We start from the raw sequence: 19,394 nt of genomic DNA on the forward strand, positions 1-19,394 counted from the left end.
GTCCCGATGGTCAGGGCGCAGGACGTCCACAAGTCCTTCGGCCATGTCGAGGTGCTCAAGGGCATCGACCTGGAGGTCAAGCCGGGCGAGGTGTTCTGCCTCATCGGCCCCTCCGGTTCCGGCAAGTCGACCTTCCTGCGGTGCATCAACCACCTGGAGAAGATCAACGCCGGGCGGCTGTACGTCGACGGCGAGCTGGTCGGCTACCGCCAGCAGGGCGACAAGCTGTACGAGCTGCGCGACCGCGAGGTCGCGATGAAGCGCCGGGACATCGGCATGGTCTTCCAGCGCTTCAACCTGTTCCCGCACATGACGGCCGTGGAGAACGTCATGGAGGCGCCGGTGCAGGTCAAGGGCGCGAACCGGGCGCAGGCCAGGGAACGTGCCATGCAGCTGCTGGAGCGCGTCGGCCTGGCCGACCGGGCCGGGCACTACCCCTCGCAGCTCTCCGGCGGCCAGCAGCAGCGCGTGGCGATCGCCCGGGCGCTGGCGATGGACCCGAAGCTGATGCTGTTCGACGAGCCGACCTCGGCCCTGGACCCGGAGCTGGTCGGTGACGTCCTGGACGTCATGCGGGACCTCGCCGAGTCCGGCATGACCATGGTCGTCGTCACCCACGAGATGGGCTTCGCCCGCGAGGTGGGCGACAGCCTGGTGTTCATGGACGACGGTGTGGTGGTGGAATCCGGCCACCCGCGGGACGTCCTGACGAACCCTCAGCACGAGCGGACCCAGTCGTTCCTGTCCAAGGTGCTCTGAGGCTGCCGCTCCGGGCGTGCGGAGGAAGGGGCGGTACGAGTTCTCGTACCGCCCCTTGCGCGTGCCGCGCGCCGGCTACTTGAGGGCGAGGAGCAGCGTGTCCGAGGGCGAGCACCACACCGGCCGGGCCTCGGCGAAGCCCTGGGCGAGCAGGGTGCGCGCGTGCCATGCCGCCGACGGCACGTCGCCGTCCGCGTGTTCGCCGTAGATCTCGAAGCGGCGGGCGGTCGGCTCGGCGAGGACCGGGTCCTGGGCGGCCAGCCGCCACCAGTCGGCCCAGTCCAGGGCACCGTCCCGCTTGGCCTGATCCATGCGGGCGTGGCGCTGGGCGCGCTCGGCCGCGTTGATCCGGGGCGTGGTGTCGTCGATCATGTGGTCCGCGTTCATGAAGACACCGCCGTCGCGGACCAGCCCCGCGACCCGACCGTAGAGGGCCGCGAGGGGTTCGCTGTGCAGCCAGTGGAGGGCCGTGGCGGTCAGTACGGCGTCGTAGGAGTCGTACGGCAGCGCGGCCGGCCAGTCGGGGTCCTTCAGGTCGGCGGTCACGAGCGTGACCCGGTCGTCGCCGTCGAAGGTGCCGTGGGCGATGGCGAGCAGCGCGGGGTCGAGGTCGACGCCGGTGCTGGTGGCGTCGGGGAAGCGGCGCAGCAGCCGGGCGGTGATGCTGCCGGTTCCGCACGCGAGGTCCAGCACGCGGGGGGCCGTGCCCACGAGCGCCTCGACCATGTCGAGCATGATCCGGAACCGTTCCTCACGGTCCGGCATGTACCACTCCTGCTGCCGGTCCCAGCTCTCCTGCCAGGCCGCCCAGTCGGTCCCGGTACTCGTCGTCATGGAACCCCGACTCCCCTCGGTTCGCGTAATACCCTGGAAGCACGACCGGCTGTTACCCGACCGCAGACCCGACGATAAAGCGCCTCCGTAAGGACTACAAGTGGAACTGGCCTATTACTCGGATTACGCCGTACGTCTCGTCAACAGCGAGGAACCGGCCCGGGGCAGGGACACCCTGACCACGGTCGAGGCCGTCCGCGATCTCTTCGGCGACAACGCGTCCGCGGCCCGCCGCGCCACCGACGCCGACGTCACGCGCTTCCGCTCGGTACGGGCGCGGCTGCGCGGGGTCTTCGAGGCCGCCGACCAGGGCGACGAGACCCTGGCCGTGGACCTGCTGAACTCCCTGCTGCTGGAGTTCCCGGTCAGCCCGCAGATCTCCGGGCACGACCACCGCGACGAGGACGGCCGCCCGCTGTGGCACATGCACCTGGCCGACCACCCGTCCAACGCCACCGCCGGCTACGCGGCGATCGCGGCCATGGGCCTGGCCTTCCACCTCACCGAGTACGGGGTCGACCGGCTCGGCCTGTGCGAGGCCGCCCCCTGCCGCAACGCCTACCTGGACACCTCGACCAACCGCTCCCGCCGCTACTGCTCGGACCGCTGCGCCACCCGCGCCAACGTCGCCGCCTACCGCGCCCGCAAGCGCCTGGAGGCCGACCGGTCGGGCAGCAGCGGCCTCGCCGCCGAGAGCGCCCAGCGCAGCAGCGCGAGCGGCGAGCGCTGACCGGCCCGCAGCGGGCGGAACCGGAACCTGGCCGTGCCGAGGATCAGCTCCTCGGGCACGACCCCGTAGTCCGTGCTGTCCCCGCCCGCGTACGGGTTGTCGCCGAGCACCCACCAGCCGCCCTCGCGCCGCTCCACGGCCCGCTTGACGACCAGCAGGTCCTGCTGGAACGGATGACGCAGCACCACGACGTCCCCGGGCCTGACCACACCCGCGTACCGCACCAGCAACTGGTCCCCGTGGTGCAGCGTGGGCACCATGGACGGGCCGGTCACCTCGGCCAGTCCGAAGGGCGCCACGGCCCTCCCCCGTTCGGTCTCCTGCGACAGCTCCGGCATCCCGGCACCTCCCCGGTCCGTTCCTCCACCAGTCTCAGTCTCACCCTGGACTTTTGTCCTAAGCCCTAGGGGGCACCCGAGAAATCGCCTTCCACAGGGAGTAATGTCGCACCTGAGAAGACGATCACGAGGAAGGAATGCTCCATGCTTTCCCGCCTGTTTGCCCCCAAGGTCAAGGTCAGCGCCCACTGCGACCTGCCCTGCGGCGTGTACGACCCGGCCCAGGCCCGCATCGAGGCGGAGTCGGTGAAGGCCGTCCAGGAGAAGATGGCCGGTAACGACGACCCCCACTTCCAGGCGCGCGCCACCGTCATCAAGGAGCAGCGCGCGGAGCTGGCCAAGCACCACGTCTCCGTGCTCTGGAGCGACTACTTCAAGGCCCCGCACTTCGAGAAGTACCCGGAGCTGCACCAGCTGGTCAACGACACCCTGAAGGCCCTCTCGGCCGCCAAGGCGTCCACCGACCCGGCCACGGGCCAGAAGGCTCTGGACTACATCGCCCAGATCGACAAGATCTTCTGGGAGACCAAGAAGGCCTGAGCTCGTCCCGCGCCTTCTGACCCGCGGTTCCCGAACCGCGGCTCTTCCAGCCCGCACCCGGTCCCCAGCCCGCCGCCCACGGCGTCCTGACGGACCGGGTGCGGTCTTTTCCCGGCACTGCGCGGCGCGTCCGTGCGAAGCTGACCGGGTGACCGCCCTGGAGGACCTGAGACGGCTGCGGCGCGTGCGCGACCGCATGGACCGCGAGTACGCCGAGCCGCTCGACATGACCGAGCTGGCCCGTGACGCCCTCATGTCCCCGGGCCACTTCCAGCGCAGCTTCCGCAAGGCGTTCGGGGAGACGCCGTACGGCTACCTGATGACCCGGCGGATCGAGCGGGCCAAGGCCCTGCTGCGCCGGGGGGACCTCAGCGTGACCGAGGTGTGCCTCGCCGTCGGCTGCACCTCGCTCGGCTCCTTCAGCTCCCGGTTCACCGAGCTGGTCGGCGAGACGCCGAGCGCCTACCGCGCCCGCGACCACGAGGAGACCGCGGCGATCCCGCCCTGTGTGGCCCGCAGGCTGACCCGGCCGCGCCGCCGCCCGTACTGAGGCGCGATCCCGCACCCCGGTTCTAGGGTGGGTCCATGGACGTGAAACTCGCGCAGTGTTTCCTCGCCGTGGACGACCACGACAAGGCCATCGCCTTCTACCGCGATGTGCTCGGCCTGGAGATCCGCAACGACGTGGGCTTCGAGGGGATGCGCTGGGTGACCCTGGGCTCCCCGCTCCAGCCCGACGTGGAGATCGTCCTGGAGCCGCCGGACGCGAGCCCGGACGCCTCCCCCACGGACAAGCAGGCGCTCAACGAACTGCTCGCCAAGGGCCTGCTGCGCGGCGTCATCTTCACCACGCCCGACTGCGACGCGCTGTACGAGCGGGTCCGCGAGTCCGGCGCCGACGTCCTCCAGGAGCCGATGGACCAGCCGTACGGGGTGCGCGACTGCGCCTTCCGCGACCCGGCCGGCAACCAGCTCCGCTTCATCGAACGTCCCACGCGCTGAGCCCCGCCCGCCGGCTCCGCGCCGGCTCCGGCCGCTGAACTCCCGTCGCCCTGTCAGGTCATCGCCCGCCTAGACTCCCCGGATGACGATCCGCTGGACGTACGCCTTCGCCGACCGCCCGGCCGCGCGCCTCGCCGACGCGTGCGCCTTCTGGACGGCCGTCACCGGCACCCAGCTCTCCGCGTCCCGAGGCGAGCACGGTCAGTTCGTGACCCTGCTGCCCGAGGGCACGGACCCCGCCGTGAAGCTCCAGGGCGTCACCGAGGGCGACGGCGGCGCCCACATCGACCTGTGCGTCGAGGACGTACGGGAGTCGACGGCACTCGCCCGGCGGCTCGGCGCCGGTCTCGTGGCGGACCACGGCGACTGGGCCGTACTGCGCTCTCCGGCAGGGCAGGCGTTCTGCGCCGTGCCCTGGCACGGGGAGACGGTGCGGCCGCCGGTGGTGTCCGGCAGCCGTCTGGACCAGGTGTGCCTGGACGTCCCGCCGTCCCGGTACGACGCCGAGTCCGCGTTCTGGGCCGCGCTGACCGGATGGGAGCGGCAGGCGGGCTCCCGGCCGGAGTTCACCGTCCTGCTGCCGCCGCCGGGCCTTCCGGTTCGGCTGCTGCTCCAGCGGCTCGGCGAGGAGCGCCCTGCCTCGGCCCACCTCGACCTGGCCTGCGCGGACATCGCCGCCGTCCGGGCGCGGCACGAGCGGCTGGGCGCGGTCGCCGTACGCGACGGCTCCCACTGGACGGTGATGCGCGACCCGGCCGGCGGCACGTACTGCCTGACCGGCCGCGACCCGGAGACGGGCGGACTGCCGGCCGGCGGTGCTCACCGTGAGCAGGGCGCCGGCGCCGGCTGACCGCCACGCGGGACCGTCGGGGTGTCAGTGGTCCGCCTTTCCCACCTCCCGCTCCGGCCCCCCGTCCCGGTCCCACGGCTCCACGTCCACCACCGCCTCCGCCGGTACGGGCCCGTACACGTGCGGGAACTCCTCCCCGCCCGGCTCGGCGGACTCGTACTTCACCGGAGCGCCGACCCGTGCCGGGTCCACGACCAGCACGACCAGTTCGTCCGGGCCGTCGTAGCCGCCGTAGAGGAAGTCGGCGATGCGCGGGAGCTGCTCGCGGGTGGAGCAGTGGATGAAGCCCTCCTCCTGGAGGGTGCGGCCCCTGGTGGACATCTCGTAGGCGCCGCGCTCACGCGCCGCCTCCCACAGGGAGCGCTCGGTGATGTGGAGGATGTACGGCAGTTTCGGCATGCGCCCACGCTACGGGGCCCCCGCCTTCCGGGCGCTCAGCCGGCGCTGTCCCCGGTGCCCGCCGCCGTCGGGCGTTCCGGACCGCTGCCGCCGTCCGGCCTGGCCTGCGCACCGGCGGAACGCTGCTGCCCGGCGGACCGGGGACCGGTCTCGTCGTACGTCGCGCAGCCGGGGTTGCGGCAGGGCCCGGGGCCCCAGACCGGTACCCAGGCGCCCAGGGTCTTGTGCCGCTTGACGACCGTTTCCACGGGCTGTCCGCAGACGGGACAGGCGTGGCCCTCGCTGTCCATGCCACCAGGGTAGAGCGGTGGCGCCCTCGGCGCTCCTTCCCGCGGCGGCCCCGAGGTCCGTGGGGAGGGATCGGCGGCCCCCGCACACCGTCGGGGTGTGCGGGGGCCGCCTGGCCGGAGCCTCCCGATGACCGCACGGGGTCAGGAGCCGCACGGGCCCGGGGGCTCCGGGTTCTTCTCGGCCGCCGGGACGGGCGGCCCTCAGCTGGTGCGCCGGGTCACGAACTCGGCGAGCGCCAGCAGACCGCCCGCCGCCTCCGGATCGGGGACCGCGCGGGCCAGCTCCTGCATGGCCCGGGCCATCCGGTCGGCCGCCTCGGCCTGCGCCCAGTCCCGGCCACCGGCCCGTTCCACCGCCAGCGCCGTACGCGCGATCTCCCCGGCCTCCGCCTCCTCCTCGCGGTACGGCGTCCCGTACAGCGCGGCGAGCTCGGCCGCCGCCGGCGTGCCGGAGGTGAGCGCCGCCACCACCGGCAGGGACTTCTTGCGGGCGGCGAGATCCGCGCCGGCCGGTTTGCCGGTGTGCCGCGGGTCTCCCCATATGCCGATGACGTCGTCGATCAGCTGGAAGGCCAGCCCGGCCTGCCGGCCGAAGCCGTCCATCGCGGCCACCTCCTCCGCACCCGCGCCCGCGTACAGCGCGCCGAGCGCGCAGGCACAGCCCAGCAGGGCGCCGGTCTTGGCCTCGGCCATCACGAGCACCTCGTCCAGGGTGACCGCGTCCGGCGCGCACCGCTCCAGGTCGGTGTCGGCGTGCTGGCCCTCGCACAGCTCCACGACACAGGCCGCGAGCCGGGCCGCGGCCGGCATGGAGGCCGGGTGCGGATCCTCGGCGAGCAGCCGCAGGGCCAGCGCCTGCAGGGCGTCCCCGGCGAGGATCGCGTCGGCGTCGCCGAACACGGTCCACGCCGTTGGCCGGTGGCGGCGGGTGGTGTCCCGGTCCATCACGTCGTCGTGCAGCAGCGTGAAGTTGTGGACCAGTTCGACCGCCGCTGCCGCCCGCACGGCCGCCGCCCGGGCCGCCGGACCGCCGAGCGCGGCGGCGGCCGCCAGCACGAGCGCGGGTCTGATGGCCTTGCCCGCGTTGCCCGCCGCCGGGGTGCCGTCGGCGTGCTGCCAGCCGAAGTGGTAGCCGGCGATCCGGCACATGGAGCCGGGCAGCGACTCCACGGCCGCGCGCAGCTCCGGGTCGACCAGCTTCCGGGCGCGCTCCAGCTGGGCCGCCGCCTCGTGCCCTTCGAGCGGACCGGCGGCGCCGTCCCCGGCCCTGTCCGGTGGTTCCCCCGGGGTGCCGGGACGCGGCACCCCGGAGGAACGCTCTTCGGTCTCCGTCATGAACTCGGCCATGCCTCCCCCTCACCAGGACCGCGGAGTACGACGTCACCGGCCCGGCCGGACGCGTACCCCGAGGGCCTACCCGCCCCGGAGGGCGGGGACACGGCCGCGACGTGCGGAAACGTCACCTCCATCGGCCGATCTCGACGTTCTCCAGCACGCCGAGCGCGTCGGGCACCAGGACCGCGGCCGAGTAGTACGCCGTCACCAGGTACTGGATGATGGCCTGCTCGTTGATGCCCATGAACCGGACGGACAGGCTCGGCTCGATCTCGTCCGGGATGCCGGACTGCCTGAGGCCGATGACGCCCTGGTCGGCCTCGCCGGTACGCATGGCGATGATGGAGGTCGTACGCGCCTCGCTGATCGGGATCTTGTTGCACGGGTAGATCGGCACCCCGCGCCAGGTGGGGATGCGGTTGCCGGCGATGTCGATGGTCTCCGGGACCAGTCCCCGCTTGTTCAGCTCGCGCCCGATCGCGGCGATGGCGCGCGGGTGGGCCAGCAGGAGCTTGGTGCCGCGGCGGCGGCTGAGCAGCTCGTCCAGGTCGTCCGGGCTCGGCACGCCGTCGTGCGGCTGGATCCGCTGGTCGTACTCGCAGTTGCTGAGCAGACCGAACTCCGGGTTGTTCACCAGCTCGTGCTCCTGGCGCTCCTTCAGCGCCTCGACCGTGAGCCGCAGCTGCTGCTCGGTCTGGTTCATCGGCTGGTTGTAGAGGTCGGCCACGCGCGAGTGGATGCGCAGCACGGTCTGGGCGATGCTCAGTTCGTACTCGCGCGGCCGTGGCTCGTAGTCCACGAAGGTGTGCGGGATGTCGGGCTCGCCGGAGTGGCCGGCCGCCAGCTCGACCTCCTTCTCCCCGTACCTGTTGGTCCGCTGCGCGGGGATCGAACGCAGCCGTTCCAGGTGCGCGCGCAGCGAGTCGGAGCGCTCCGCGACCTGCTGGAAGTCCTGGCGGCTGAGGATCAGCACCGTGGTCGAGGTGTCCGCGCGGACGGTGTACTCCCAGATCGCCTCCGGGTCGATCAGCGCCTGGTCGCCGAAGTAGGCGCCGTCGGCGAGGACACCGAGGACGGCGTCGTCGCCGTAGGGACCCGTGCTGACCTTCTCCACCCGGCCGTGGGCGAGCAGGTAGACCTCGTCCGCCTGGTTGCCGAAGTCGGCGATCACCTCGCCGGGCGCGAAGTCGCGCTGCCGGCAGCGGCGGGCCAGCTCGGTCAGCACCTCCTCGTCCTCGTACGACCGCAGGGCCGGCAGCTCGCCCAGTTCGTTCGGGATGACCTCCACCTGGTTGCCGGTCTTCACGAAGGTGATCCGGCCGTCGCCGACGGCGTACGTCAGACGCCGGTTCACCCGGTACGTGCCGCCCTGGACGTCCACCCAGGGAAGCGTGCGCAGCAGCCAGCGGGAGCTGATCTCCTGCATCTGCGGAACGGACTTGGTGGTGGTGGCCAGGTTCCGCGCGGCCGCCGTCCCGAGGGACTGCTGCGGCCTGCCCTGATCCGTGCGGACCTCTTCGCCTACCGACATAGAGAAATGCCCTCCCATGTATGCCCGGTGCCGAAGTGCGCCGGGCACCGGTCTCGCATCGAGCGTCCCAGCACGGAGCGTGTGCGCGCCATTACCCGAAAGAGCGGGAATGGATCATCGGATTACCGGGCACGAGCGGCGATCCCGCCGCGGCCCGCGGGGCATGCCCCGTCTGTCCGGATCGGCTCGCACACCATACGAACGATGTGTCATGGGACGTCCGGTTTCGGTAGAAGCGGGCTGGACATCCGGTGGCCGCGACCGGCGGCCGCACGGGCACGGCACGAAGGAGTCGGGCATGGCCCCACCCATGTCGGCGAGCGGTTTCCTGGACGCGCTCAGGGCGGAGGGCGTCACGGTCGTCGAGGTCGGCGACTGGCGGCACCACAACCGCAATCACAAGGGCCCCTGGGGGCCGGTCCACGGCGTGATGATCCACCACACGGTGACCAAGGGCGGCGCGCGCACGGTGGAGCTGTGCCGGGACGGTCACCCGGAGCTGCCGGGGCCGCTGTGCCACGGCGTGATCACCAAGGACGGCACGGTCCACCTGGTCGGCTACGGCCGCGCCAACCACGCCGGGCTCGGGGACGACGAGGTGCTGCGCGCGGTGATCGCCGAGAAGGGGCTGCCGCCGGACAACGAGGCGAACACCGACGGCAACCGGCACTTCTACGGCTTCGAGTGCGAGAACCTCGGCGACGGGGAGGATCCGTGGCCGGACGAACAGCTGGAGGCGATCGAGCGGGTCGCCGCCGCGGTGTGCCGGCACCACGGATGGACGGAACGGTCGGTCATCGGCCACCGGGAGTGGCAGCCGGGGAAGGTGGACCCCCGGGGCTTCGCGATGTCCTGGCTGCGGGAGCGGGTGCGGGAACGGCTGAAGGACTAGGGCCTCTCGTTTGGATCATGCCGGGCTCGCGGGGTCCGGCCTGATCCAAACGAAAGACCCCAGGGCCGGGGCCGCCCTGGGTTCACGGGTCCGCCGTGGCCGGTCGCGCGGTTCCGCCCGTCCCCTCGGGCCGCCCGGCGGCACCCCTGCCGGCGCCGGTGGGCGACCCCGCCCCCGCCCGGCCCCCGTACCGGCGACAATGAAGCCGTGACCAGCCCCGGCCCGCTCAGCCCCCGTCTCCCCTCGCCCCTGCACGAGGTGCGGGACGCCCGGTTCGAGCGCCACGGGCTCCGGCTGCTGCTCAAGCGGGACGACCTCATCCACCCGCAACTGGTCGGCAACAAGTGGCGCAAGCTGGTGCCCAACATCGCGGCAGCCCGGGGGCGCGCCCTGGTCACCTTCGGCGGGGCCTACTCCAACCACCTGCGGGCCACCGCCGCCGCGGGCCGCCTGCTGGGCCTGCCGACCACGGGCGTGGTCCGCGGCCACGAGCTGGCCGGCCGCCCCCTCAACCCGTCCCTGGCCCGGTGCGCCGCCGACGGCATGCGGCTGCACTTCGTCGACAGATCGACATATCGCCGCAAGACCGAACCCGAGGTCCTGGCCGGGATCCTGCGCGCGGCCGGCGCCGAGGACGCGTACGTCGTACCCGAGGGCGGCAGCAACGCCGAGGCGGTACGCGGCTGCCGCGCCCTCGGCACGGAACTGCGCGGCCGGGCCGACGTCGTCGCGGTCGCCTGCGGCACCGGTGGCACCCTCGCCGGCCTCGCCGCCGGACTCGCGCCCGGCCAGCGCGCACTCGGCGTACCGGTCCTGAAGGGCGGCTTCCTGGAGGCCGACGTACAGGCGCTGCAGGAACGTGCCTTCGGCGCCCGCAGCGGCACCTGGTCCCTGGACGACCGTTTCCACTGCGGCGGTTACGCCCGTACGACACCGGACCTGGAGGCGTTCGCACAGGACTTCGAGCAACGGCACGGGCTGGCCGTGGAGCGTCTTTATGTCGCCAAGTTGCTGTTCGGACTGGCCGCCCTGGCGTCGGAGAACGCCTTCGCGCGCGGGACGACGATCGCCGCCGTCGTCACGGGGCGGCCATTCCCGGAACCCGCGCCGGCCGCTGCGGACGGCGCAGCGGCGGGCTAGGGTCTTTCGTTTGGATCAGGCCGGATCAGCCGCGAGGCGCGGTGCCAGGGCCCGCGAGCCCGGCATGATCCGGACGAGAGGCCCTAACCGGCCTCGCGGTAGGCCGCCGCCTCCTCCAGGTCCAGGCGTCTGAGCAGGGCGCGCAGCATCTCGTCGTCGATGTAGCGCAGGTCGCGGAGCCTGACGAAGACCTCGCGCTCGGCGCCGATCATCTCGCGCGACAGCCGCCGGTAGGTGTCGTCGACGGACTCGCCGGTGATCGGGTTGACCTGCCCGAGCCGTTCCCAGACGGCATTGCGGCGGCGCTCCAGGACCATGCGCAGCCGGTCGGCGAGCGGCTCGGGCAGGGTGTTGCGCTCGTCGGCGAGGAGTTCGTCGAGCCGCGCCTCGGCGGCCCGGGAGGCCTGGGCCTGGGCGTTGGCCTCGGCCAGCGTCTCGGCCTGCCGGTCGCGGCCGGGGAACTTCAGCAGCCGGATCAACGGCGGCAGCGTCACGCCCTGCACGACGAGGGTGCCGATGACGGTGGTGAAGGTCAGGAAGAGGATCAGGTTGCGCGGGCCGGCGGGCATGGTCGGCGGGATGGCGAAGGCGATGGCGAGGGAGACGACACCGCGCATTCCGGCCCACGAGGTGACCATCGCGCCCCGCCAGGTGGGGTTCTGTTCGCGCCGCGTGACACGCTTCGACAGGAGGCGGGGCAGGAAGGTGGCGGGGTAGACCCAGACGAACCGGGCCACCACCACGACCAGGAAGACGGCGACCGCGTACCAGGCGGCGGAGGCGCCCTCGTACTCCCCGAGCCGTTTCAGGACGATCGGCAGCTGCAGACCGATCAGGGCGAACACCGCGGACTCCAGTACGAAGGCGACCATCTTCCACACCGCGCCCTCCTGGAGGCGGGTGGCGAAGTCGACCTCCCAGGCGCGGTGGCCGAGGTAGAGGGCGACGACCACCACCGCGAGCACCCCGGAGGCGTGCGCCTGCTCCGCGACCCCGTAGGCGACGAACGGGATGAGCAGGGAGAGCGTGTTCTGCAGGAGGGGCTCGGTCAGGTGGGTGCGCAGCCAGTGCAGGGGCGCCATGAGGACGAGACCGATCCCGACACCGCCGACCGCGGCGAGCGCGAACTCGCGGATGCCGCCCGCCCAGGTGGCCCCTTCCCCGATGGCGGCGCCGAGCGCCACCTTGTAGGCGGTGATCGCCGTGGCGTCGTTCAGCAGGGACTCGCCCTGGAGGACGGTGGTGATCCGGGACGGCAGGCCCACCCGGCGTGCGACCGCCGTGGCGGCGACCGCGTCCGGCGGTGCCACCACCGCGCCCAGCACCAGCGCGGCGGTCAGCGGCAGCCCGGGGACGATCAGATACGCGACCCAGCCGACCACGACGGTCGCGAAGAGCACGTATCCCACCGAGAGCAGCGCCACCGGCCGTATCTGCGCCCGCAGACCGAGGTAGGAGCTGTCGCTCGCCGACGTGTACAGCAACGGGGGCAGCAGCAGCGGCAGGACGATGTGCGGATCGAGGGTGTAGGACGGCACGCCGGGGATGTAGGAGACCGCCAGACCGACCGCGACGAGCAGCAGGGGCGCCGGTGCGGGGGTACGCCGCGCCGCCGCGGCCACCGCGGCACTGCCCGCCACCAGCAACAGCAGCGGCATCACGTCCATGGTCCTCGCCCACCCTCGTCTTTCGCGCGGCAACCCGCACAACCGTCGTAATCTGGCAATCATGAAACAGTGCACGCACGCCGACGCGCTGCCGCACCCGGAACCGAAGCCGCTCGACGAGACCTGTCCGGAGTGCCTGCGGGACGGCACGAACCCGGTCCAGCTGCGACTCTGCCTCACCTGCGGCCACGTCGGCTGCTGCGACTCCTCGCCGGGACGGCACGCGACGGAGCACCACGCGCAGTCCGGTCATCCGGTGATGCGGACGTTCGAGCCCGGCGAGGACTGGCGGTGGTGCTTCGTGGACCACGTACTCGTCTGAGCGTTCTCCCCGAGAGCATCCCGTCCGACCGCGTTCTCGTGTGACACTGCATGCGGCGGCTGCCGCACGACGGTTCGAGCGTCTGACGTCTGGGTACGTCAACCCGGCGCGCGCTCTTCCCATTTGGGCCCGCGAACCCCCTAGACACGGAGCGTATCCACAGCTTTACTGTGAGTGACGCCAGGGGGTCGGGGTCCCGGGGACAGAAACGTTCGGAGCGCGATAGCGTCACCGCTTGAACCACTCACGCGTTACCCCGGGGGGCGACCCTCGGCCCCGTAAAGCTTGTACCACCATGGAGGTGAGGGTGTCCCAGATCGCAGGCGAGCCCGCGTCGAACCAGGACTTCGTGGAAGTCCGGCTGCCGGCTGCGGGTGCCTACCTGTCGGTGCTGCGGACGGCCACGGCCGGTCTCGCGGCCCGCTTGGACTTCACCCTGGACGAGATCGAGGACCTGCGCATCGCCGTGGACGAGGCCTGCGCGATCCTGCTCCAGCAGGCCGTGCCCGGGTCGGTGCTCAGCTGTGTCTTCCGGCTCGTCGACGACTCACTGGAAGTCACGGTGTCGGCGCCGACCACGGACGGCCACGCCCCCTCGCGGGACACCTTCGCCTGGACCGTGCTGTCGGCCCTCGCGGGCAAGGTCTCGTCCGCCGTGGACGAGGACAAGACGGTGTCGATCAGTCTCTACAAACAGCGTGGCGCCGGCCCCGGGCCGGCGTGAGGAACGGGGACGGGCCGGTGCGGGACGAAGAGCGCGGCACACGGGAGCTGCCGACCGGGGACGGGGGTGCCTCCTGGTCGGGCGACGCCGAGACCCCCGGGGCAGGCCCCCGGGACGGTTCCCGGCGCATGGCGGACGGCATCGACGGCATCCCCGAGCAGGCCAGACCGCACCCGGAGGACGACTCCGCGCGGGTCGTCGGTGACGGTGCCACGGGCACGCCACCGAAGGCACGCGGCGGCGCCGGACCCACCGTCCGCGCGGGGGCCAGGGCTCGGGGAAGGGCTACGGGCGGGACGATGAGCGAGCACGAGCGACACGCCGAGGACGACGCGCTGGGCGCGGAGGCCGTACAGGCCGTGCAGCACGACGCCCAGGACCGCAGCGGTGCGCGGGCGAAGTTCGTCGAGCTGCGCGCGCTGCCGGCGGGCAGCACGGAGTACGCGGAGCTGCGCAACCAGCTGGTCCGTATGCACCTGCCGCTCGTGGAGCACCTGGCACGCCGGTTCCGCAACCGCGGCGAGCCGCTGGACGACCTCACCCAGGTCGCCACCATCGGTCTCATCAAGTCCGTCGACCGGTTCGACCCCGAGCGTGGCGTGGAGTTCTCCACCTACGCCACACCGACCGTCGTCGGCGAGATCAAGCGGCACTTCCGCGACAAGGGCTGGGCGGTCCGCGTGCCGCGCCGGCTCCAGGAGCTGCGGCTCGCGCTGACCACCGCGACGGCCGAGCTGTCCCAGCTGCACGGCCGTTCCCCGACGGTCCACGAGCTGGCCGAGAAGCTCGCCATCTCCGAGGAGGAGGTCCTGGAGGGCCTGGAGTCCGCGAACGCGTACTCCACCCTGTCCCTGGACGTCCCCGACACCGACGACGAGTCACCGGCGGTCGCCGACACCCTGGGCGCCGAGGACGAGGCGCTGGAGGGTGTGGAGTACCGCGAGTCCCTCAAGCCGCTGCTGGAGGACCTCCCGCCGCGCGAGAAGCGGATCCTGCTGCTGCGCTTCTTCGGCAACATGACCCAGTCGCAGATCGCGCAGGAGGTGGGCATCTCCCAGATGCACGTCTCCCGCCTGCTGGCCCGCACGCTGGCGCAGCTCCGCGAGAAGCTCCTTGTGGAGGAGTGAGCGGGCGGTGAGTCCCCGCTCGGCAGGGCTCCGGGTGCGCAGCGGCCCCGCCCGGTGAGCCCTACTCGCCCCGGCCCGGTCCCTTGATCCCTAGGGCCCGGGTCGTCTCGCCGTTGACGAGCAGCACCAGCACCACCACGGCGACGACGCCGAGCGCGATACCGGCCGGAACGGCCATGCTGTCGGCCCGGAGCAGGTTGTAGGCCACGGGCAGGGCCATGAGCTGGGTGATGAGGGCGGGCCCCCGGCTCCAGCCGCGCCGCAGCAGCAGACCGCGCGCGGCGAGCAGCGGCAGCAGCGCGAGGACGACGAGGGTGATCCCCAGGGTCACGGCCTGCTGCCGGTCGTCCGGGTCACCGGTGAGCCCGAGCACCAGCACCCACAGGCCGCCGGCCACCAGCGCCGTGCCCTCCAGCGCGGCCAGCACCGCCGCGTACGTCAGCCGGCGCGGGCGCGGCCCGGCGGCCGGGTCGGCCGTGGCGGCGTCGGCGGTGTGCGGGGCGGGGTTCTGCTGACTGCTCACCCCAGCAGGGTAGCCCTCCCCCTCCGGCGCGCCGCCGCGCCCCGCGCCCTGCGCCCCGCGCCCCGCGCCTCGCGCCCCCGAGTGTCCAGGCTCACGCCCCGGTCTCTTACCGGATCCCTAACTCGGTCTGGGCCGAGTACCCCCCAGTAGGTACGCTGCCATCCATGCGTGCACTTCTCGTGGTCAATCCGGCGGCAACCACCACAAGCGCACGCAGACGTGACGTACTGATCCACGCGCTGGCGAGCGAGATGAAGCTGGAGGCGGTCACCACCGAGTACCGCGGCCACGCTCGCGACCTCGGGCGGCAGGCGGCGGAGAGCGACGACATCGACCTGGTGGTGGCGCTCGGCGGCGACGGCACGGTCAACGAGGTGGTCAACGGCCTCCTGCACGCAGGTCCCGCCCCGGACCGCCTCCCCGGTCTCGCCGTGGTCCCGGGAGGCTCCACCAACGTCTTCGCCCGCGCGCTCGGCCTGCCCAACGATCCCGTCGAGGCCACGGGGGCGCTGCTGGACGCGCTGCGCGACGGCACCGAGCGGGTCGTCGGCCTCGGCCTGACCTCGGGTACGCCGGGCACCGAGGACGAGGCGGTGCCGGCCCGCTGGTTCACCTTCAACGCCGGTCTCGGCTTCGACGCGGGGGTGGTGGGCCGGGTCGAGCAGCAGCGCGAGCGCGGGAAGAAGTCGACGCATGCGCTGTACGTCCGCCAGGTGGTCCGGCAGTTCCTCGGCGAGCCGAACCGCCGGCACGGCACGATCACGCTGGAACAGCCCGGCGCGGACCCGATCGAGGATCTGGTCGTCGCCATAGTCTCGAACACGTCCCCGTGGACGTATCTCGGCAATCGCCCGATGTACACGTCACCTAAGGCCTCGTTCGATACGGGCATCGACGTGCTCGGTCTCAGCCGGCTGTCGACAGCCGCGGTTGCCCGGTATGGCACCCAGTTGCTCACTTCGTCCCCCGAGCGGGGACCACAGGGGAAGCACGCCGTATCCCTGCACGACCTGGACCGGTTCACCTTGCATTCGAAGGTGCCCCTGCCCCTTCAGATGGACGGTGACCATCTCGGGCTGCGTACGAGCGTGACGTTCACAGGCGTACGCCGTGCACTGCGTGTGATTGTGTGAGCGGAACGGGCGAAAGTCCTTTCACTCGAACGTTTAGGCCAGGGTCCACCCCATGGAAGTACGGCTGTGACCTAGTCGACACCGAGGAATCAAAAAAAATCTTCCGGAAGGGGTTGTATCCGCCGCCGAGGTTTGCGAGTCTCTACGTGGCGATCGGGACGGCCCGCAACACCGGCCTCCACTGATCACCAGAACCCCTCTTCAAACACAGGACCACGCCGGGTGAAGACTCGGCGGTCGGCCCTTCACTTGTTGAGGGATTCGTGAAAGCGTTCACATTCACAAGCAACCTGCACGTAATACCAAGGAGAGGTAGCAGCCATGGACTGGCGTCACAACGCCGTTTGCCGCGAGGAAGACCCCGAGCTCTTCTTCCCCATCGGCAACACCGGTCCTGCGCTGCTGCAGATCGAGGAAGCCAAGGCCGTCTGCCGTCGCTGCCCGGTGATCGAGCAGTGTCTGCAGTGGGCGCTCGAGTCCGGTCAGGACTCCGGCGTCTGGGGTGGTCTCAGCGAGGACGAGCGCCGCGCCATGAAGCGCCGCGCCGCCCGCAACCGGGCTCGTCAGGCCTCCGCCTGACATACCCACCCCTGCTGACAGCCTGAGCTTGGCGGCGCGCACAGCACGTACGCATCTCCCGCCCCCGAGCCGCAGCGCGCAGTTCCCCCGATGCGCTTAGCAATGAGCAGAGCAGCAACGAGCATCAGCCTCGGACCGCCGGTCCGGGGCTTTTTGCTGCGCCCGGTCCGTCGGTTCACTTCTGGGCCCGGACCGGGATGTCGAGGATCACCCGCGTCCCGCGCTCCGGCGCCGGCACCATGTCGAACGAGCCGCCCAACTCGCCCTCCACCAGCGTCCGTACGATCTGCAGGCCGAGGTTGCCCGAGCGGTGCGGGTCGAAGCCCTCGGGCAGTCCGACCCCGTCGTCCTGGACGGTGACCAGCAGCCGGGCCTCCTTGGTGGTGCCGCCGCGCACCGCGGAGACCTCGACCGTGCCGGTGTCGCCCTCACGGAAACCGTGCTCCAGGGCGTTCTGCAGGACCTCGGTGAGGACCATGGACAGCGGGGTGGCGACCTCGGCGTCGAGTATGCCGAACCGTCCGCTGCGCCGGCCGGACACCTTGCCCGGCGAGATCTCGGCGACCATCGCCAGCACCCGGTCGGCGATGTCGTCGAACTCGACGCGCTCGTCCAGGTTCTGAGACAGCGTCTCATGGACGATCGCGATGGAACCGACCCGGCGGACCGCCTCCTCCAGGGCCTCCCGGCCGCGTTCGGACTCGATGCGCCGGGCCTGGAGCCGGAGCAGGGCGGCGACCGTCTGGAGGTTGTTCTTCACCCGGTGGTGGATCTCCCGGATGGTGGCGTCCTTGGTGATCAACTCACGCTCGCGGCGCCGCAGTTCGGTGACGTCCCGGAGCAGCACGAGCGAACCGATGCGCGTGCCCTTGGGTTTGAGCGGGATGGCCCGGAACTGGATGACCCCGTCGTGGGCCTCGATCTCGAACTCGCGCGGCGCCCAGCCGCTGGCCACCTTGGCCAGTGCCTCGTCCACCGGCCCCCGGGTCGGGGCGAGTTCGGCAGTCGTCTGTCCGAGGTGGTGGCCGACGAGGTCGGCGGCGAGGCCGAGCCGGTGGTAGGCGGACAGGGCGTTCGGGGAGGCGTACTGGACGATGCCGTCCGCGTCGAGCCGGATCAGGCCGTCGCCGACGCGCGGGGAGGCGTCCATGTCGACCTGCTGGTCCGGGAACGGGAAGGCACCGGCCGCGATCATCTGCGCGAGGTCGGAGGCGCTCTGGAGATAGGTCAGCTCCAGACGGCTCGGGGTGCGCACGGTGAGCAGGTTGGTGTTCCGGGCGATCACGCCGAGGACGCGGCCCTCACGCCGTACGGGGATGGACTCGACCCGTACGGGCACCTCTTCGCGCCACTCCGGGTCGCCCTCGCGCACGATCCGGCCCTCGTCCAGGGCCGCGTCCAGCATGGGCCGCCGGCCGCGCGGCACCAGGTGGCCGACCATGTCGTCCTGGTAGGAGGTCGGGCCGGTGTTGGGGCGCATCTGGGCGACCGAGACGTACCGGGTGCCGTCCCGGGTGGGGACCCACAGCACCAGGTCGGCGAAGGAGAGGTCGGAGAGCAGCTGCCACTCCGAGACCAGCAGGTGGAGCCACTCGAGGTCGGAGTCGTCGAGGGCGGTGTGCTGGCGTACGAGTTCGTTCATGGAGGGCACGTCTGCGAGCGTACCCGGGGCCTCGCGGGTGGCCGAAAAACACCCGCGGGCCGCGGCGCCTGGAAGGGACCCTCAACCCTCCCGGCACCGCAGCCCGGAGCATCATCGGCCGTGGGGTGTGCGGTCCCGGTCGGCCGAAGGCCGAGGAGCCGGGGCAGTCAGGGCAGAGAGCGCCGGTTCCTCGATCCGCCTTCCTGTGCGGGGAGGGCGGAAGCGTGCTGTTCTCGATTGTGGACTAGACCACGAGGGCGTGTCCATGGTGTGGAGGCGTCCGCGCCGCGAGGGGCACCGGCACGCGATGCCACGCAGCCTAGCCCGCCCGGGTCAGTCGTGGGGCCAGATGGTCATGGCAATTTCCGCGAGTGCTTCCAGTTCCTCCCGGCGTGCGCCGTCGCGGGCCTGCTGCGACATGCCCTGGATCATCGCGCCGGTGTGCCGGGCGAGGGCGGCGGCGTCGGTGCCGTCCGGCAGCAGCCCGGCCGCGATGTCCGCCCGGATCCGCGCTTCGATCGCGGCGATGTTGGCGTTGCGCATGTCCCGCAGCAGCGCCGCCACCTCGGGGCTGGTGCAGTTGGTGGCCGCGTGGACGATCAGGCAGCCGTGCGGGTGGGCGGGGTCGGTGTACTCGGCGGCGGCCTCGCGGAGCATGCGGGCGACTCCTGCCCGGGCCGTGGGTTCCTCGACGAGGGCGCGGTCGGTGAAGGCGCCGTGCGAGCCGGCGTAGACCCGCACGACCTCGTCGAAGAGGGTGCGCTTGTCGCCGAAGGCCGCGTACAGACTGGGCGCGCCGATGCCCATGAGCCGGGTGAGGTCGGAGACCGAGGTGGCCTCGTACCCGCGCTCCCAGAAGGCCATCAGTGCCTTCTCCAGTGCGGTGGCCCGGTCGAAGGAGCGCGGCCGGCCCCGCGTCCGGCCCGTGCCGCCCTGTGCCCGCGTGTCCTGACCCGTCGTCATGGGGACTATTTTATAGCGCCCCCTAGAAAACTGTCGGCGAGGCGGTGTACGGTTTTTCTGTAGCGACCGCTAGG

At 71.9% G+C, this 19,394-nt stretch carries 23 protein-coding genes; 13 read left to right on the forward strand and 10 right to left on the reverse strand.

Features of this window, described 5'->3' with window-relative positions; all coding sequences use genetic code 11:
* The first annotated feature begins 6 nt into the window (after positions 1-6).
* Positions 7-759, forward strand: coding sequence for an amino acid ABC transporter ATP-binding protein (locus AB0946_RS05235; RefSeq protein WP_171159702.1), 753 nt, complete (start codon positions 7-9; stop codon positions 757-759).
* Positions 760-834: 75 nt separating this feature from the next.
* On the opposite strand, the gene AB0946_RS05240 is transcribed toward AB0946_RS05235, so the two are convergent.
* Positions 835-1,593 (reverse strand): class I SAM-dependent methyltransferase, encoded by a 759-nt coding sequence (locus AB0946_RS05240; RefSeq protein ID WP_366759264.1) that lies wholly within the window; start codon positions 1,591-1,593, stop codon positions 835-837.
* Positions 1,594-1,693: 100 nt separating this feature from the next.
* On the opposite strand from AB0946_RS05240, the gene AB0946_RS05245 reads away from it, so the two are divergent.
* A complete protein-coding gene (locus AB0946_RS05245; protein WP_132788601.1) occupies positions 1,694-2,323 on the forward strand; it encodes a CGNR zinc finger domain-containing protein in 630 nt (209 codons plus the stop codon).
* Here the strand turns inward: AB0946_RS05245 and sodX are convergent.
* Complete coding sequence (gene sodX / locus AB0946_RS05250) at positions 2,227-2,661, reverse strand: nickel-type superoxide dismutase maturation protease (RefSeq protein WP_366759265.1); 435 nt, start codon at positions 2,659-2,661, stop codon at positions 2,227-2,229. The genes AB0946_RS05245 and sodX overlap by 97 nt on opposite strands.
* 144 nt (positions 2,662-2,805) lie before the next feature.
* Here sodX and sodN point away from each other — a divergent pair, with 144 nt between their 5' ends.
* The 4 genes from sodN (at position 2,806) to AB0946_RS05270 (ending at position 5,053) form a co-directional block, all read left to right on the forward strand.
* Entirely contained in the window at positions 2,806-3,201 is a 396-nt protein-coding gene (gene sodN, locus AB0946_RS05255) for a superoxide dismutase, Ni (protein WP_014674929.1), read from the forward strand.
* 148 nt (positions 3,202-3,349) lie between these two features.
* Positions 3,350-3,751 (forward strand): helix-turn-helix transcriptional regulator, encoded by a 402-nt coding sequence (locus tag AB0946_RS05260; protein ID WP_014674927.1) that lies wholly within the window; start codon positions 3,350-3,352, stop codon positions 3,749-3,751.
* A 35-nt stretch (positions 3,752-3,786) separates the two neighbouring features.
* Entirely contained in the window at positions 3,787-4,203 is a 417-nt protein-coding gene (locus AB0946_RS05265; protein WP_366759266.1) for a VOC family protein, read from the forward strand.
* An 82-nt stretch (positions 4,204-4,285) separates the two neighbouring features.
* Positions 4,286-5,053 (forward strand): VOC family protein, encoded by a 768-nt coding sequence (locus AB0946_RS05270; RefSeq protein ID WP_366759267.1) that lies wholly within the window; start codon positions 4,286-4,288, stop codon positions 5,051-5,053.
* Positions 5,054-5,077: 24 nt separating this feature from the next.
* Here AB0946_RS05270 and AB0946_RS05275 read toward each other — a convergent pair whose 3' ends face one another.
* The 4 genes from AB0946_RS05275 to AB0946_RS05290 all read right to left on the reverse strand — a co-directional run bounded on the left by AB0946_RS05275 (position 5,078) and on the right by AB0946_RS05290 (position 8,608).
* The gene (locus AB0946_RS05275; RefSeq protein WP_366759268.1) at positions 5,078-5,452 is read right to left on the reverse strand and encodes a DUF952 domain-containing protein; all 375 of its coding nucleotides are present in this window, start codon (positions 5,450-5,452) and stop codon (positions 5,078-5,080) included.
* A 35-nt stretch (positions 5,453-5,487) separates the two neighbouring features.
* Positions 5,488-5,742 carry a hypothetical protein gene (locus AB0946_RS05280; protein WP_366759269.1) on the reverse strand — a complete coding sequence of 85 codons (255 nt, stop codon included), beginning with the start codon at positions 5,740-5,742 and terminating at the stop codon, positions 5,488-5,490.
* 201 nt (positions 5,743-5,943) lie between these two features.
* Entirely contained in the window at positions 5,944-7,089 is a 1,146-nt protein-coding gene (locus AB0946_RS05285) for a family 2 encapsulin nanocompartment cargo protein polyprenyl transferase (protein WP_366759270.1), read from the reverse strand.
* 112 nt (positions 7,090-7,201) lie between these two features.
* On the reverse strand, positions 7,202-8,608 hold the full coding sequence (locus tag AB0946_RS05290) for a family 2B encapsulin nanocompartment shell protein (protein ID WP_366759271.1): 1,407 nt from the start codon (positions 8,606-8,608) through the stop codon (positions 7,202-7,204).
* 298 nt (positions 8,609-8,906) lie between these two features.
* On the opposite strand from AB0946_RS05290, the gene AB0946_RS05295 reads away from it, so the two are divergent.
* Complete coding sequence (locus tag AB0946_RS05295) at positions 8,907-9,500, forward strand: N-acetylmuramoyl-L-alanine amidase (protein ID WP_366759272.1); 594 nt, start codon at positions 8,907-8,909, stop codon at positions 9,498-9,500.
* Positions 9,501-9,707: 207 nt separating this feature from the next.
* Positions 9,708-10,640, forward strand: a complete 933-nt coding sequence (locus AB0946_RS05300) for a pyridoxal-phosphate dependent enzyme (protein WP_366759273.1) — start codon at positions 9,708-9,710, stop codon at positions 10,638-10,640.
* A gap of 83 nt (positions 10,641-10,723) precedes the next feature.
* Here AB0946_RS05300 and AB0946_RS05305 read toward each other — a convergent pair whose 3' ends face one another.
* Positions 10,724-12,307 carry a Na+/H+ antiporter gene (locus AB0946_RS05305; protein ID WP_366759274.1) on the reverse strand — a complete coding sequence of 528 codons (1,584 nt, stop codon included), beginning with the start codon at positions 12,305-12,307 and terminating at the stop codon, positions 10,724-10,726.
* Positions 12,308-12,368: 61 nt separating this feature from the next.
* Here AB0946_RS05305 and AB0946_RS05310 point away from each other — a divergent pair, with 61 nt between their 5' ends.
* The 3 genes from AB0946_RS05310 (at position 12,369) to AB0946_RS05320 (ending at position 14,480) form a co-directional block, all read left to right on the forward strand.
* Entirely contained in the window at positions 12,369-12,629 is a 261-nt protein-coding gene (locus AB0946_RS05310) for a UBP-type zinc finger domain-containing protein (RefSeq protein WP_171152931.1), read from the forward strand.
* 307 nt (positions 12,630-12,936) lie between these two features.
* Positions 12,937-13,353, forward strand: a complete 417-nt coding sequence (locus AB0946_RS05315) for an anti-sigma regulatory factor (protein WP_171152933.1) — start codon at positions 12,937-12,939, stop codon at positions 13,351-13,353.
* Positions 13,354-13,370: 17 nt separating this feature from the next.
* Positions 13,371-14,480: an RNA polymerase sigma factor SigF gene (locus AB0946_RS05320; protein ID WP_366759275.1), complete on the forward strand. Its 1,110-nt coding sequence runs from the start codon at positions 13,371-13,373 to the stop codon at positions 14,478-14,480.
* 61 nt (positions 14,481-14,541) lie between these two features.
* Here AB0946_RS05320 and AB0946_RS05325 read toward each other — a convergent pair whose 3' ends face one another.
* The gene (locus tag AB0946_RS05325; protein WP_366759276.1) at positions 14,542-15,003 is read right to left on the reverse strand and encodes a hypothetical protein; all 462 of its coding nucleotides are present in this window, start codon (positions 15,001-15,003) and stop codon (positions 14,542-14,544) included.
* Between the two features lie 164 nt (positions 15,004-15,167).
* Here AB0946_RS05325 and AB0946_RS05330 point away from each other — a divergent pair, with 164 nt between their 5' ends.
* Both AB0946_RS05330 and AB0946_RS05335 read left to right on the forward strand, forming a co-directional pair.
* On the forward strand, positions 15,168-16,136 hold the full coding sequence (locus AB0946_RS05330; RefSeq protein WP_366759277.1) for a diacylglycerol kinase family protein: 969 nt from the start codon (positions 15,168-15,170) through the stop codon (positions 16,134-16,136).
* Between the two features lie 321 nt (positions 16,137-16,457).
* Positions 16,458-16,715 (forward strand): WhiB family transcriptional regulator, encoded by a 258-nt coding sequence (locus AB0946_RS05335; protein ID WP_003992873.1) that lies wholly within the window; start codon positions 16,458-16,460, stop codon positions 16,713-16,715.
* 175 nt (positions 16,716-16,890) lie between these two features.
* Here the strand turns inward: AB0946_RS05335 and AB0946_RS05340 are convergent, their stop codons facing one another.
* Together AB0946_RS05340 and AB0946_RS05345 are read right to left on the reverse strand one after the other, a co-directional pair.
* Positions 16,891-18,366, reverse strand: a complete 1,476-nt coding sequence (locus tag AB0946_RS05340; protein ID WP_366759278.1) for a PAS domain-containing sensor histidine kinase — start codon at positions 18,364-18,366, stop codon at positions 16,891-16,893.
* Positions 18,367-18,690: 324 nt separating this feature from the next.
* Positions 18,691-19,320 (reverse strand): TetR/AcrR family transcriptional regulator, encoded by a 630-nt coding sequence (locus AB0946_RS05345; protein ID WP_366759279.1) that lies wholly within the window; start codon positions 19,318-19,320, stop codon positions 18,691-18,693.
* Positions 19,321-19,394 lie beyond the last annotated feature (74 nt).

It is taken from the genome of Streptomyces sp. NPDC046870 (assembly GCF_040704595.1).
GTDB classification, from domain to species: domain Bacteria; phylum Actinomycetota; class Actinomycetes; order Streptomycetales; family Streptomycetaceae; genus Streptomyces; species Streptomyces argyrophylli.